Consider the following 14274-nt stretch of genomic DNA (forward strand, 5'->3'; position numbering starts at 1 on the left):
CGACGTTCAAATGTAATTTTGTAAATTTCTGCAATAAACACCAATACTACTAACACACAAATTACAATCGTAGCAATATTAACCATTATTCATCCTCCTCATATTTAAATACATCAGTTATCTCTTTCTCAAGTGAATTAGCAATTTTGAAAGCTAAAATCAAAGAAGGGTTATATTTATTTTTTTCTAAAGCTACTATAGTTTGTCGACTGACACCAACTGCATCTGCTAATTGTTGTTGAGTCCATCTTTTTTCAGCTCTTCCTACTACTATATTATTTTCAAGCATGTCATTCCTCTCTTCTATTATACAGTTATATTAACGTAATAGTAATATGTTTTTTACAAAAAGTAAAGAATATATTACGTCAAACCGAATAACACATTATATGTTTCGCCGAAAAAACGTGAAAATTATACGCTATTAAATTTATCGAGGGGTCTGCCACATGCCCACCAACTTAAGCAAACAAATCCACCTCCTAACGAAAAAATGAGCTTTTTATTACAAATTAGCATAAAATTTCGTTCTGGGGGTAGTTATATTTTGTTAGCTTGATAGCGATGGGGTACCGCCACATACCCATCAAGCTAAAGATGTATATTTCATGCACTTCCGTTCTTGATGCTCACATGCTTGATATTTTTATTTGTTTTTAAAGTTTGCTTTTGATTAAAAGGGAAAATACACGCTATAAAAATAAAACCCCAATCTCTCCATATTAAAATCGAGAAATTGGGGTTTAGTCACGTAACAATATTTTTTATTTAAAACAAATAACTAATTAATAATCCTGCTGACAATAAGAAGCCGAAAATCGTATTTGTCATTGCTGTTGATTTCATTGCGATGCGCATATATCCGGGATCCTTTGCCCCTTTTTGGAAACTTTGAATCGCAGAAATTGGCTTTCTCAAACCTAGGAACATAACTAATGCCCAAGGGCTTATATAACCCATTAATACAATTACGGCAATCCATAAATACGCAATGAAAAAGGCTACCGCTAGTGTTACCACAGCTTTCTCTCTCCCAAGGAGGATTACTAATGTCTTTCTTCCACCTTTAATATCTTCTTCGATATCTCTGATGTTATTCGACATATTGATTGCACCGACTAAAATTCCAATTGGAATGGAAATCAATACACTTTCAATCGTTACAGTATTCGTTTGAATAAAGAAAGCAATGAGTACAAAACATGTCCCCATTAACAATCCAGAAACTAATTCTCCAAACGGGGTGTACGCAATTGGTAGTGGACCACCTGTATATAAATAGCCAACTGCCATCCCAATTAAACCAATAACCACTAACCACCAACTACTATTCATACAAATATAAATGCCAATAAAAGCTGCTACTACATACAATAAAAGCGCAACTGTTAACACATTTTTTGGCTTCAATCCATGACGGACAATTCCACCACCGATGCCAACGGATTCAGCGGTATCTAATCCACGTTTGAAATCATAGTACTCATTAAATAAGTTCGTTGCTATTTGCAATGCTAAACATGCAACCATCATCGCAATAAATAACAGCCAATCAATTTTGGCAATATAAAGTGATGCCACTGTTCCTAAAATTACAGGAGAAAACGTCGCCGTTAATGTATGTGGGCGCGTCATCTTCCATATTAATTTAGCGGAACTAATTTTTTTTTCTGTCCCCATAACTCTGTTCAATCTCCCTACATTTTAAGTATAAATTACTAGCAGTATCTTTCTATCTATTTCCTGCCACGCATCCATTCATTATATCAATAAATGATTATCCTTTCTAACAAATCTACTTTTAATAAGGTGAAAAATTATAAAATGAAACTTTAATCAGTAGGAGTTTTGTCACCCCCACTGATTATTAGTACATATCCATTGGTTTTTTACGGGCAGCCCTCCCATTCGTTGAATTTTGTGGTGGGAGTCTTACTGCCCGTTAATGCGGGATAAAAAAGAAGTCAAATTACTTCCAAACAACACCTCGCCTCTCATATTCCATTCTGTATTCAACGGCAGCCGCAATTTTAGGGCTTGCGAATCTTTCCGTGATCCAAAGTCCCAAATCAACTCCTGAAGTAACTCCTCTTGCAGTGATAATATCCCCTTGATCCGCAATTCTGTAATGAAGAAGCTCTGCCCCGTATTCACTCATTTCATCCTGTGCCAAATAGTGCATCGTTGCCTTTCGACCGTTCAATATACCAGAGGCAGCTAATAGCATACCTCCTGTACACACACCAGCAACAATTGTTCCTGCATTGTGCATCTCGCTAATCATTTCGGTCAAAGTACCAAGCTCTGCTTGCTTTCGTGCCCCATGTTGAGCTTTATGATTCCAGCCACCACCAGGTACAATTAACAAATCTGGCCTATTATCCATTCGTAAAAAATCATGTAGTTTAACCGTAACTCCAAATGAAGTCGTAACTTCTTGTTTTTGTTCACTCGAAACGAATTCAATTGTAAATGGAGCCCCTTCTTCTATCGCTCTTTTCAGTACCTCAAACGGTGCGAAAGAGACAAGTTCTCCGAAACCATCAAACAATACTATTTGTATTTTCATTTTCGGACACCTCATATGCTTTCTTTTTTAAATTGTAGATATATATAATGATTGGGCAACCTCAAAGTGTAAAGTATACCTAGATTATTCAAATAAAAAATAATATCCCACATAGTTAAATACATTTGTAAACCCTACATTTTCCACAACTGCAACAGAAGGCTTGTTCAATTCCATACAGTCCCAATATGGAATAATATCATTCTCCAAACAATCTTTCACAAAACTATGCGCTATCTTTTGAGCTAATTTTCTCCCTTGGTGACCTTTTATCGTTTCAATATCTATACAATGTATATTTGCAAATACAAAACCTGAAAAACATACACTTACAATTAGATCATCATAAACAACGCAATAACCGATTCCCTCATCGAAAAAACAATCCGGCGAAGACCAAAACTCTAAAATTTTTGATTGTAAAAAATCAATATTCTTAAATGTATTGTTATTATTTTCATAGAGAGCTTTACTCATTTTCAGCACAGTATATCCCTGTTCAAATTTAGGCTCATGATGATTGTCATAATCCTCTTTTCTTAGCGTATACACTCTTTGATTCCAACTCTTTAATTTACGGTGCTGAAATATTCTTTCAATTGTTTTGTTCCATTTTGAATGATTACCGATTCCTTCAAAGCAATCTAGTCCTACCTTCCTCGCCTCAGGTACTATTACATTATTAATAAAATGATTCATTTCTTTATTAAACTCTTCATTTGCAGAATCTCCAATGAAGAAGAATCCATCATTATTACCTAACCAAATAAGTCCCGAATTAGGAGCAGTACTATTATCTACAAATATACGACCAGGGTTCACTCCTGCAATTACAGCACGTACCTCTAATTGACCTTGTTCATTCACTAAACTATTACACCTATAAAAATCATTCTTGCTTAGTTCACAGATCATACGTTACATCCCCTTTTTTAAACTGTTCTATTCTAACTTTACCACTTTCACATAATATTCTGTATTATTTTCAAGAGTGGTTTTAAAGCGATGCGATAAGTAAATGAAATACATAATAAAAAAGAGTCAATCCCCTATAAGATAGAAGATTGACTCTTTCCTTTATTTACTCCCCTGTTTCAGAAAATCGCTTTATACGTTCACCAATTTCATCACGAACACGTTGAAATTCGGACCACTCTTTTCCTGCTGGATCATCAAATCCCCAATGAACACGATTTACATGCGGCGGAGTAGATGGACAAACAGAATCCGCATGACTACACAGCGTAACGACTAAATCAGCACTATTTAAAATGTTTGCATCAATTATATCTGATGTTTGATTTGTTATGTCGATATTTACTTCGTTCATTGCTTTAATTGCATTTGGATTTACTCCATGTGCTTCAATTCCTGCAGAATATACATTCCATTTATCACCTAAATATTGTTTGCCCCATGCTTCTGCCATTTGGCTTCGGCATGAATTTCCTGTGCATAAGAAATAGATTGTCTTTTTGTTTTCCATGTTGTTTTCCGCCTTTGTTTTTAAATTATGCTGGTTGATCATTAAAATATTTACGCTTAAACCAAAAAGCGACGTTTACAAGTGCAATCATTACAGGTACTTCAACTAATGGTCCGATAACTGCTGCAAATGCTGCGCCTGAATGAATACCAAACACCCCAACTGCTACAGCAATTGCTAACTCAAAGTTATTACTACCTGCTGTAAATGCTAACGTTGTCGTCACCGGATAGTTTGCACCAATTTTTCTTCCCATAAAGAAAGATACAAAAAACATTACAATAAAATAGATTAATAACGGAATCGCTATTCTTACCACATCTAGTGGCACGCTAACAATCATCTCTCCTTTTAAAGAAAACATAATGACGATCGTAAATAGCAATGCAAGTAATGTAAGTGGACTAATTTTAGGTATAAACACCTTTTCATACCACTGTCTTCCTTTTAACTTAACTAGTACAAAGCGTGTCAACATACCTGCTATAAAAGGAATTCCCAAATAGATAAATACTGATTTTGCTACTTCTATCATTGTAATATCGACAATAGCACCTTCAATCCCTAACCATTCTGGAATTACAGTTACAAATACGTATGCATAAACTGAGAAAAAAAGCATTTGGAATACCGAATTAAAAGCAACTAAACCTGCCGCATACTCTTTATCTCCATCGGCAAGATCGTTCCAAACAATGACCATCGCAATGCAACGTGCTAACCCAATCATAATGAGACCAACCATGTATTCTGGTTTATCAGGAAGAAAAATAATTGCTAACACAAACATAAGTACCGGACCAATAATCCAGTTTTGTACTAAAGATAGAACTAACACTTTTACATCTTTAAATACTCGGCCCATTTCCTCATAGCGAACTTTCGCTAATGGTGGATACATCATTACAATTAAACCAACAGCAAGTGGAATAGACGTCGTTCCAACCTGTAATGTATGTAGTCCGTCTACTACACTAGGAAACACAAACCCTAAACCAATCCCAACAGCCATAGCTAGAAAAATCCATAGTGTTAAATATCGATCTAGAAAAGATAAACGTTTCATTTTATTTTCCATCTCCTATTAACAACAAGAATTTTGTTCTACTACGTTAGAAGTCGTACAACAAGATGGATCTTCAATTTTATGAACATCACTCTGTGCTTTTGTATAAAAGAATTCCCACTCGTTCCCGTCAGGATCTGTTACCCAAAACTTATCTTGTACTGCATAGCAACAAGTCGTATCCATCTCATCACGTGCAAAGAACCCTTCTTTTTCTAATCTTTCTTTATGCAATGTAATCTCTTCAGCTGTATCCACTTGGAAACCGAAATGATTTACTTGGTTTCCCTTCACTTCATCTCTTACGTTCAGCGTGAAATTAAGTCCTGGCGTCTCTAATAAAAATTTTGCATAATCTGTTTTCACTTTAACTGGTGATACACCAAATACCTTTTCGTAAAATTCAATAGACTTCTCTAAATTCGTAACGTTTATACCGACGTGAACATATCTCATACCTTATTCCTCCTCTTTATACATTATTAATCAATTTTTTTTGATTAATAACTCAAAATTTTAACAGCAACTACCTTTCCCTGTTTTTCTAAAGATACAGCACAATTCTTCTGATAATAAATTATTCACTTCCGCATCATTTAAATCATAATAACTCCACGTACCTTTTGTTTCTTTTACAATTAAACCCGCATCTAATAAAACCTTTAAATGATAGGACAACTTAGATTGCGTCATTTCAAAAACTTCTGTTAAATCACATACACACGTCTGGCCCCGCTGGCAAAGCTCATACATGATTTCTAAACGTTTTTGATCAGCCAACGCTTTAAACTTTTTCTCATATAACTGAAAATTTTGTGCCACTGTAGTTCACTTCCCTTCATCAATTTTTTTGATGTTTATAGTATATACGCTGTTTAGTTCTTTATGCAACTAATTCATCAAGTTTTTTTGATTTAGAAAAAACTTCCTCCCATTATATCTTTGTTACAATTAAAAAAGACCATAGCTTTTTCAAAAATGAAAAACTACGGTTCTTTTTACAACTTAATAGTTACAATATTTCCGAGGAATGGAGTCTCTATAACTGTTTTAAATTTTAATTTGACCATTATAGAGTAGTGCCCCATTACCATCAAGCTAAGAAAAACAAATACCCCAAAATGAGAAAAATCGATATAACTCTTCAGCAAATAAAGATAACTCTTGTTTTTAGTGCATAATCATAAAAAGCACGTCACCCTTTCTCATTAACATAAGAGAATAGTAACGTGCTTTCAATTTCAAAAATAGTCTAAATCCTTAAGTTGATGGTTGTGGGGCGGGCCCCAATAAGAACGGTATCTAAGATTGTATGAAAGGTGTTAGTTCCATTCAAAAGGCCTCAGCCGACGATTAACTCAAGTACCGATTTCGGATGACTCCCATGTGATGAAGTTCGTGTCCTGCGATGCCGTACGCGAGGGCGCGCGCCGTAATGCTTAGGTTGTTGGCTGTACCCTTGCGGTTCCACGCCTCCGCCGGTAGCCCGCGCAGCAATGTGATCGTTGATTGCCGGACGGCCTGGTAGTCTTCGGCCAGTTGCGCGATTGTCCAGCTTCCGAAAGGAGGCATGAACAATTCCTGATCGAAACCGGTCAGCGGCGTCTGGTCCCCTCTTGCGAACCGGAGCAGGCGGTAGGTCATGACGCGTTCCGCGTCTGTAATGTGGCCCACAACTTCTTTCAGTGTCCATTTTCCTTCCGCATACCGATATGCGGCCTGGCTTTCGGTCAACGATGCCAGGAGCTCGGTCATTTGCTTTTCCTGAGCGAGCAGAATGTCGATGATGTTACCGTCTGGCACCAAACGGATATATTCGCCGGAGCTCCCAGCGTATTCTTCTTCTGACGGTCTTTGATTCATGCGTAGTCACCTCTTTATGTATATATAGAAAATTATAGCACTCGTCTATGTCTAATAAATTCGCGAAATGATAGAACTTCCCTTCTAATAATTGAGGCTAAGCAACTATTTAGTCGGTCGCCACACTATCCTGATTCCTTAGCGCAATAAGCAATTCTAATCAATAATGCATAAAAATTAGAAGTTATACAATATTTCAAAATTATTAATATATATTAGTTTATTCCGAAACACACATAAATATATTTTGTCGAAACTATTAAAAAGGGAGAATTTCTCTAGCTGAAGAATTAATAATTGTGTTACCAATATGTAAAAATCTCAATTTAAAACTAAAGGAGAACAAAATGGGACAAATAATTGTATCGATGTACCTCTCACTAGATGGTGTCATGGAGGAACCAGCTTGGACTGCTCCATATTTCAATGAAGAAGTAGCAAAGTTTCAATCCAATTTGCTGTTTGAAAGTGAGGCTCTTCTACTAGGGCGAGTAACCTATCAAGGTTTTGCAGCTGCTTGGCCTTCTATGACTGATGAAGAAGGTTTTGCTGATAAGATGAACAGCATGCCTAAATTTGTTGCTTCAACAACTTTGGAAAAAACCGAATGGAATGCAAATCTTATCAAGGGTAATATTGTAGAAGAAATATCGAAACTGAAGGAACAGCCCGGTCAGAACCTTTTAATTTATGGTAGTGGTGAGCTTATACAGACATTGATGCAACACGACCTCATTGATGAATATCATTTTATGGTCAATCCTGTTATCGTGGGAAGCGGAAAGCATCTCTTTAAAACCGGAAACGATACAAAGGCTTTAAAACTGATCGAAACAAGAACGACCAGTTCAGGTGTCGTTATTCTTTCCTATCAGCCGGAGAAAAAAGAATAATTATTGATAAATTATCTTATGAAAAACTCTATTTATTACATAGGAGTTGCTATTATTTTAGTAATTATCTGTGCAATGTTTAGGGGCATTATACGTATAATTTGTCATACTAACAATCGCAAAAAGCAAGATTCAGTCGCACAAAATTAGATAAGGTTATTCAACTGTTAGAAAAACAAAACAAAGATTGACTCTTTCGGATCAGGAAAAGTTAAAAATAACTTCCAATAACGAGAATAATGTAAATAAGCTGTCCATGTGGACAGCTTATTGTTTTTTGCTTAGCGTGCAAAATTTGCGTCTTGTTCGCGGGACTCCAAACAGTACGATTTTATTTCAAAGACACAACGATCTTACTACACACTTTTTATTTATCCCACACTCTCATCTACTAGTATTACTATTTTTTATTACTAATGTTGCCGTTTCACTCGGATGGCTAAGAGGAAAATGATGACCATATGGAACAAAATCAACCTTACCAAGATGCGATGGAGCAGAATAGCCTCTGTCATACTCCCCCCAAATAATGTGAAGATTATACTTTGTTACTTCATTGAAATCACCTTGATTATTTTTTAGTAGCAAACTGTTAAGCTGGACCGTAGTATTTAAAATTCTAGGAGAAGTAAAACTGTTTCTTATTTTTTCAATATAATGTTCAGGGATACTCTCGATACTTTCAAACAAACCATTACTTAATAAATATCGCCCTATCAAATTAGTAGTTGCCAATTTTAATGTCCATTTGTTCATAAATTGAGGAACATTTAGCGATTTAGCATTTTTTTTAGCAACAGGTGGCTGAAGTAAAGTGATTGCATACTTCTTATCTATGTACTCTTTTACCAATGCTTCTAGAAGAATAAACGCACCGAATGAATGGCCAATTAGATGTGCACCATCCGCAGCTTTCTCCAATAACTTTTTCACTACATTCAAATAGATATCTAGAAGATTTTTCTCCCGTTTAAAGGGAGAACGTCCCAAACCTGGAAGATCCAAGATCCATACAGGTTGACCAGTTTTTTCATGAAGCTCTTGTGCTAAAGGAAATAAATCCTCTCCATCACTCAATAAACCATGTAATAAAATAAAGGGTTTACCCTCTCCTTGTAATTGGTAAAGGGTATTGTTATCGCATAATGTTCGTTTAAATACATGATTATGCTGGCCATATTGATACATCATTCGATAATCCAGATCAGCTACTACGGCAGGGAAAAATTTCATTACACTCGTCTCCTTAAACCAATCTCCTCCCATAATTTTTTTCGCTGAAACATTTGAAAATTTTCGTTTTGTAATAAAATTCAGTCCATCAGAAGGAATTTTTGTTATTTTACTTACTCCACTATTCATAATTGCTTTCATAAGTGGCATTGGGACAGAGATTTTTGGTGCCCTCATATTCATACTTTCCGACATAATACTTAATAACTCAGCAATGTTCTGGTCGTGCTGTTTGTCTTCAACAAGTGTATATGTTTGAATAGTCGGTTGCTCTAATCTGAAAACCTGCACAATAAACTTCGCAAGCTCATCGTTTGAAATAAGTGGTAACCTGTATCCCTTACCTCCAGGAATCACTGGCATGAGCCCTCTTCGCATACTCTTCACAAGCAAACCTAATCCTGCTATCTGCTCTGTACTCCCTGTTTTACTACTACCGACTACAGTTGGCGGATTAATTACAGAAAGCGGATAACCTACTGCTGATGCCTGCTGACGGATATAAAGATCTGCTAAAAATTTTGTTCTCTCATATGGATTTTTTATTTTCAAATAATTATTTCCTTCTTGAAACACATCAATTGCAATCTTGCTATTTTTATCATCAAAGGGACTCATATAACCTACAACATGAATAAATTGTTGCAAGCCCTTCAATTGATGAATACTTTTAGCTAATTCACTAATATGTTTGGCACCATTTAAAAATACGGAAGCTGCCTCTTTACTTGTCGCTTGAATATCCATGGGGCCTCCTGCGTGAATAATCACATCCGTTTTCAATACCCTCTCCTTATCTTCAGCACTTAGACCTAAATCTATTTTCGTCAAATCACCTTCAATAAAGTGCATAACTTCCTTTTTTAAGATGCCTCTTTCTTGAAAAAGACGTATTGCTTTACTTTTCGACCTCACTAAAAGAAGAATTTTAACATCCTCTTTGGCTAATTCTTTCACTAATTGCTTTCCAATAAAGCCTGTTCCACCAGTTAAAAATACTGTTCTCATATAAAATCCCCCTTTTTAGTACTACTCAGTACTAATTTGATATAAAAAAAATGCTTCTTTTATCGAAGCAATTTTAAAAAATGATCTGCTGTTTTCGTGATTACAGTTGCATCCTTCAATGTTTCTGAAATAAATAACGCTCCTTCAAGATTTGTAATAAAAAGTGATGCAACCTCATCAATATGAATCGTATTTCTAAATTCTCCATTCTCTACCCCTTGTTTAAGTAATAGAGAAACTTTCTTTTGTAATCCTGTAAAAAAAAGACCTATTTTTTCTTTTATTTGCGTGGCCTGTTTAGGACTTTGAATATAAAGAGTAATAAATGGACAGCTCCCCTTATACTCTCTCGACTGAACTCCTTGTGATAATTGCTTTAAAAACAGTTGGATACGATCTTCAACTAAAAATTGCTTCTGAGAAAGTACGTCATCAATTGCAGATTGATACATTTCAATCCAATAATCAACGACTCCTTCTAATAATTGTTCCTTATTAGAAAAATGATAATACACATTAGACTTTGAAACTTTGCTTACACGTACTAATTCATCCATACTTGTATAAGCAAACCCTTTTTCTAAAAATAATGTTGCAGCTACTTCAATCACACGTCTTTGATTCATTAATTTTACCTTTGTCATAACTAGAACTATATAGTACTAATTTAAATATTACAAGTATTTATGTTCATTTAGAAAAAAGTTTGATTAAAAATGTTCCACTAACATTGATTTTACTGCAAAAAAATCTTATTTTGAATAAAGTTGAACTGAACCCCGAAATCGTTAATTTACTATCGTCTAATAGGGGTCACCATACATGCCCATCAACTTAAGAAAAAGAAATGCTCCCAAAATGAGCAGCTTCTCAGAATAACTATCTGTAGAGAAAGAAAATTTTAATTTAGGGAGATATGAAAATATTAGTTTGATGGTGATGGGGTGCTCCCCTATGTCTATCAAGTTAAGATATTATATTATCCCCATAATGAAAATTGTTTGCATGACGTTATATTTAGAGTAATTATCTTGATTATTTTTAACATCCCCTTAATTCTTAAACTGATGTATTGGGAGACCACTCCATATACATCAGTTTTTAAAAATTAAATACTTTATTTACCAAGTTAATATAAATTGCCTTCGCATAAGAGACAGTAGAATTTCTAAATCTTCATTTTAATATTAATCAATTCAAGCGTATTCCTTCGAATGCATTTATTACCAAGTCATGCACATAGGAATCATCCAACTTTTCACCGGTTACTAGCAACCGATAGAAAATTGGTCCGTAAATGAGATCGATACTTAAGTCAACATCGAGATTTTCTTTTAATTCGCCCCTTTTAATTCCCTTCTCCAGGAGTTGTTTTGCTTGCAGGCGACGTGGCTGGAAATATCGAGTACGATATTCCTCTGCCAGCTTTGAATCAAATTGTCCTTCACCAACTAACTCAGTAATAATAGTCCCTTCACGACTTATCAAAAATTTGGTTAAACTTGTAGCATGAATTAAAATATCATTCAATGCTGAACCTGTGTCAGGTATAGGCAATCTAGCTGCGGCAGCAAAAAGAAAACCATCCATTACTACAGCAGCCTTATTAGGCCACCATTTATAAATTGTAGCTTTACTAACTTTAGCACGGTCTGCAATTTTATCGACTGTGACTGCTTTAAAGCCACTTTCCAGTAATAACTCATAAGATGCAGAAAGGATAGCTTTTTGGGTTTCGACATTACGTGGTCTACCTCTTTTACCTTGCACATTAATCATTCCTTCCAAGAATCATAAACTATACGTTTAGTATACTTAATATGAACAAAAAATAAAATAGCCTATTTACAAAACTAAACGTTTAGTATATATTTTAGTTAATTAATAAACTGAACGTACAGTTTATTAATTGTTAAGGAATCTCGTAATAATCATGGCTTTATCTAAGTTCCAAAATACACCAAGGTAATTCTGAAATAAAAATATGGGGGAAATACTTATGTCTAATTTTAAAAATAAAGCAAGTGATAAGGAAATTTCATCGGGTTTAATCATTCTTCTGGCAACTGCATGTGGTATCATCGTGGCTAATCTTTATTATGCGCAGCCTTTAATTGGGGTAATTAGTAATGAAATTGGGCTTTCTAATAGTAGCGCTGGATTAATTGTAACGCTAACTCAAATTGGATATGTTGTTGGCTTATTATTTCTTGTGCCTTTGGGGGATATTGTTGAGAATAAAAAATTGATACTTATATTGTTATTTTCAAGTGCATTTGCACTCATTTCTATGGTTTTTGTAAAAAGCGCAACCTTGTTGTTAATTGCTTCATTCTTTATCGGACTGGGTTCGGTCGCAGCGCAAGTGCTCGTACCTCTTGTATCATATCTTTCATCTGAAAATACACGCGGTCGCGTAGTTGGCAACGTCATGAGTGGTCTGTTATTAGGTATTATGCTTGCGCGACCGATATCTAGTTTAGTAGCCGGTATGTGGGGATGGAATGCAATATTTGCTTTATCTTCTACTGTAATTATTGTTTTGGCATTTGTATTATCGAAAGTACTCCCTACTAGGAAACCAAAGGCAAAAACAAATTATACCACCTTACTTAATTCAATGTGGCAACTACTACGAACTACTCCAATTTTACGCCGTCGTGCCATTTATCATGCTTGTGTATTTGGGGCTTTCAGCTTATTCTGGACCACTGTTCCATTATTATTATCTAGTCCTGCTTTTCATTTTTCTCAGACTGCCATAGCATTATATGCACTTGTCGGAATTACAGGTGCAATAGCCGCTCCAATAGGTGGTCGTCTAGCTGATCTTGGCTGGACACGACCCGCCACTGGGATAGTTCTCACTGTTGTTATTATTTCTTTATTACTACCACTTATTATTCGAAGTAGTTCGCCCATCGGAATAGCTGTTTTAGTAATTGCTGCAATTCTGTTGGATATGGGAGTATCTGCAAACCTTGTGCTTAGCCAACGTTTAATTTTCTCGTTGAGTCCAGAAATTCGTAGTCGATTAAATGGGCTATTTATGGCTATTTTCTTTTTAGGAGGTGCAGTTGGATCCTTTATTGGAGGATGGGCATATGCCTTAGGAGGATGGAATCTAACATTATGGATAGGAATCACTTTTCCGGCCATAGCCTTGCTTTATTTCGCCACAGAAAAATAGTTCTATAATCAAATTATTTACGAATTGTATTGAGCTTTTGGTGCAGATTTAAAGTTTTTAAAGACTTCTAAATTCTGGTTAGAGCAGTATGAAATAGAAGTGATGGGACGTCAGGAGACAGGAAATCAAGAGCCAATTATCCAAAGATGGATGCTGACTGCGAGTGTATACTTTTTGGATCATCATGTAACATAAAAAGCCCCTTTTTAGTCTATAAATATTTTATAATGAGTGTAGTTTATTTAGAAAATACTAAACTACACTTTTTAATTCGGTTGTCAAATCTTTCACACACTCTCTCTTTTAAATAATAGCTCATAATAATAAGTGCGCCTTTTTTTCCTATTTTTCGTACATCTTCATCAATAAAACCACATTTTTTATATAATAACTGTGCAGTAATGTTTTTCACATTTATCGCTAGCCAATACAATTTCACTAATATGTGGATATTCTTTGCGTACAAAATCAGGTAGTAACAATAATGATTGTTTGGTATGCCCCTTTCCTTGATAATAATAATCCGTTGAAAGAGCTCGTAATAACATAGCTTTTGGATTTTTAGATTATGGATTTATGCCTGCATTTTCATGAAGCTCAAAAAATGTTATAAGCTCATTATTTGCAAGAAATGATATAGAATGTATGTCAGTATCGCCTTCTGATAATTCTACACATTTCTTTGGTTTACCTGTAAATTGTAACTGTTCCTCAGATAATTCATAGCATTCTACTTGTTTTTTAAATCGTTCTTCAAATTCAAATAACCCCATAATGTCCCTCCATTAATTCTCCCCGTTTGTTAAATAACTTTATATGGAAAAAGTTGATACCCTCGTATTTGAGAATATCAACTTTCATTTTTATGTAACTTTATAGTATAAAAAAGAACTTTATTTCCATTAAACAGCTTCGTTGCTATAAAAGGCAAAAAAGCTCATTTTTTCATTTGGGGGTAATTCTGAA

General features: G+C 35.0%; 15 protein-coding genes and 2 pseudogenes. 4 read left to right on the forward strand and 13 right to left on the reverse strand.

The window, feature by feature from the left end:
- Window positions 1-85: 85 nt before the first annotated feature.
- From HFD78_RS12615 to HFD78_RS12655, 9 genes are all read right to left on the reverse strand, one after another.
- On the reverse strand, window positions 86-289 hold the full coding sequence (locus HFD78_RS12615) for a helix-turn-helix transcriptional regulator (protein WP_000892394.1): 204 nt from the start codon (window positions 287-289) through the stop codon (window positions 86-88).
- A 479-nt stretch (window positions 290-768) separates the two neighbouring features.
- Entirely contained in the window at window positions 769-1680 is a 912-nt protein-coding gene (gene menA / locus HFD78_RS12620) for a 1,4-dihydroxy-2-naphthoate polyprenyltransferase (RefSeq protein WP_000536392.1), read from the reverse strand.
- Between the two features lie 289 nt (window positions 1681-1969).
- Complete coding sequence (locus HFD78_RS12625) at window positions 1970-2569, reverse strand: DJ-1/PfpI family protein (protein ID WP_098005351.1); 600 nt, start codon at window positions 2567-2569, stop codon at window positions 1970-1972.
- An 84-nt stretch (window positions 2570-2653) separates the two neighbouring features.
- Window positions 2654-3484, reverse strand: a complete 831-nt coding sequence (locus HFD78_RS12630; protein WP_000562836.1) for a GNAT family N-acetyltransferase — start codon at window positions 3482-3484, stop codon at window positions 2654-2656.
- A 166-nt stretch (window positions 3485-3650) separates the two neighbouring features.
- Window positions 3651-4055 (reverse strand): arsenate reductase (thioredoxin), encoded by a 405-nt coding sequence (gene arsC, locus HFD78_RS12635; RefSeq protein ID WP_000428354.1) that lies wholly within the window; start codon window positions 4053-4055, stop codon window positions 3651-3653.
- Between the two features lie 25 nt (window positions 4056-4080).
- Window positions 4081-5121 carry an ACR3 family arsenite efflux transporter gene (gene arsB / locus HFD78_RS12640; RefSeq protein WP_000826532.1) on the reverse strand — a complete coding sequence of 347 codons (1041 nt, stop codon included), beginning with the start codon at window positions 5119-5121 and terminating at the stop codon, window positions 4081-4083.
- 18 nt (window positions 5122-5139) lie between these two features.
- The gene (locus tag HFD78_RS12645; protein ID WP_001271017.1) at window positions 5140-5577 is read right to left on the reverse strand and encodes an ArsI/CadI family heavy metal resistance metalloenzyme; all 438 of its coding nucleotides are present in this window, start codon (window positions 5575-5577) and stop codon (window positions 5140-5142) included.
- A gap of 60 nt (window positions 5578-5637) precedes the next feature.
- A complete protein-coding gene (arsR, locus tag HFD78_RS12650; RefSeq protein WP_002062841.1) occupies window positions 5638-5943 on the reverse strand; it encodes an arsenical resistance operon transcriptional regulator ArsR in 306 nt (101 codons plus the stop codon).
- A 531-nt stretch (window positions 5944-6474) separates the two neighbouring features.
- A complete protein-coding gene (locus HFD78_RS12655; RefSeq protein ID WP_001076316.1) occupies window positions 6475-6984 on the reverse strand; it encodes a DinB family protein in 510 nt (169 codons plus the stop codon).
- 347 nt (window positions 6985-7331) lie between these two features.
- On the opposite strand from HFD78_RS12655, the gene HFD78_RS12660 reads away from it, so the two are divergent.
- The gene (locus tag HFD78_RS12660) at window positions 7332-7877 is read left to right on the forward strand and encodes a dihydrofolate reductase family protein (protein ID WP_000529760.1); all 546 of its coding nucleotides are present in this window, start codon (window positions 7332-7334) and stop codon (window positions 7875-7877) included.
- A gap of 18 nt (window positions 7878-7895) precedes the next feature.
- Window positions 7896-8068 (forward strand): annotated as a pseudogene (locus HFD78_RS12665) (DUF4083 family protein).
- A gap of 193 nt (window positions 8069-8261) precedes the next feature.
- On the opposite strand, the gene HFD78_RS12670 reads toward HFD78_RS12665, so the two are convergent.
- The 3 genes from HFD78_RS12670 to HFD78_RS12680 form a co-directional block, all read right to left on the reverse strand.
- On the reverse strand, window positions 8262-10118 hold the full coding sequence (locus tag HFD78_RS12670) for an alpha/beta fold hydrolase (RefSeq protein ID WP_001261148.1): 1857 nt from the start codon (window positions 10116-10118) through the stop codon (window positions 8262-8264).
- Window positions 10119-10177: 59 nt separating this feature from the next.
- Window positions 10178-10744, reverse strand: a complete 567-nt coding sequence (locus tag HFD78_RS12675; protein ID WP_001076332.1) for a TetR/AcrR family transcriptional regulator — start codon at window positions 10742-10744, stop codon at window positions 10178-10180.
- A 565-nt stretch (window positions 10745-11309) separates the two neighbouring features.
- On the reverse strand, window positions 11310-11897 hold the full coding sequence (locus HFD78_RS12680) for a TetR/AcrR family transcriptional regulator (RefSeq protein ID WP_002062846.1): 588 nt from the start codon (window positions 11895-11897) through the stop codon (window positions 11310-11312).
- Window positions 11898-12117: 220 nt separating this feature from the next.
- On the opposite strand from HFD78_RS12680, the gene HFD78_RS12685 reads away from it, so the two are divergent.
- Both HFD78_RS12685 and HFD78_RS29450 read left to right on the forward strand, forming a co-directional pair.
- Window positions 12118-13308, forward strand: a complete 1191-nt coding sequence (locus HFD78_RS12685; RefSeq protein WP_000064501.1) for an MFS transporter — start codon at window positions 12118-12120, stop codon at window positions 13306-13308.
- Window positions 13309-13341: 33 nt separating this feature from the next.
- Window positions 13342-13488, forward strand: a pseudogene (locus HFD78_RS29450) (VOC family protein); the annotation flags it as partial.
- Between the two features lie 386 nt (window positions 13489-13874).
- Here the strand turns inward: HFD78_RS29450 and HFD78_RS12690 are convergent.
- The gene (locus HFD78_RS12690) at window positions 13875-14081 is read right to left on the reverse strand and encodes a hypothetical protein (protein WP_002062849.1); all 207 of its coding nucleotides are present in this window, start codon (window positions 14079-14081) and stop codon (window positions 13875-13877) included.
- Window positions 14082-14274 lie beyond the last annotated feature (193 nt).

This window comes from Bacillus sp. EKM501B (genome assembly GCF_011800505.1).
GTDB classification, from domain to species: domain Bacteria; phylum Bacillota; class Bacilli; order Bacillales; family Bacillaceae_G; genus Bacillus_A; species Bacillus_A cereus.

Coding starts and splice junctions, on each gene's coding strand:
- HFD78_RS12660 (WP_000529760.1), top strand. CDS start 7,332: ATGGGACAAATAATTGTATCGATGTACCTCTCACTAGATGGTGTCATG.
- HFD78_RS12670 (WP_001261148.1), bottom strand. CDS start 10,118: ATGAGAACAGTATTTTTAACTGGTGGAACAGGCTTTATTGGAAAGCAA.
- HFD78_RS12630 (WP_000562836.1), bottom strand. CDS start 3,484: ATGATCTGTGAACTAAGCAAGAATGATTTTTATAGGTGTAATAGTTTA.
- HFD78_RS12690 (WP_002062849.1), bottom strand. CDS start 14,081: ATGGGGTTATTTGAATTTGAAGAACGATTTAAAAAACAAGTAGAATGC.
- HFD78_RS12655 (WP_001076316.1), bottom strand. CDS start 6,984: ATGAATCAAAGACCGTCAGAAGAAGAATACGCTGGGAGCTCCGGCGAA.
- menA (WP_000536392.1), bottom strand. CDS start 1,680: ATGGGGACAGAAAAAAAAATTAGTTCCGCTAAATTAATATGGAAGATG.
- arsB (WP_000826532.1), bottom strand. CDS start 5,121: ATGAAACGTTTATCTTTTCTAGATCGATATTTAACACTATGGATTTTT.
- HFD78_RS12675 (WP_001076332.1), bottom strand. CDS start 10,744: ATGAATCAAAGACGTGTGATTGAAGTAGCTGCAACATTATTTTTAGAA.
- HFD78_RS12645 (WP_001271017.1), bottom strand. CDS start 5,577: ATGAGATATGTTCACGTCGGTATAAACGTTACGAATTTAGAGAAGTCT.
- HFD78_RS12615 (WP_000892394.1), bottom strand. CDS start 289: ATGCTTGAAAATAATATAGTAGTAGGAAGAGCTGAAAAAAGATGGACT.
- HFD78_RS12685 (WP_000064501.1), top strand. CDS start 12,118: ATGTCTAATTTTAAAAATAAAGCAAGTGATAAGGAAATTTCATCGGGT.
- HFD78_RS12625 (WP_098005351.1), bottom strand. CDS start 2,569: ATGAAAATACAAATAGTATTGTTTGATGGTTTCGGAGAACTTGTCTCT.
- arsC (WP_000428354.1), bottom strand. CDS start 4,055: ATGGAAAACAAAAAGACAATCTATTTCTTATGCACAGGAAATTCATGC.
- HFD78_RS12680 (WP_002062846.1), bottom strand. CDS start 11,897: ATGATTAATGTGCAAGGTAAAAGAGGTAGACCACGTAATGTCGAAACC.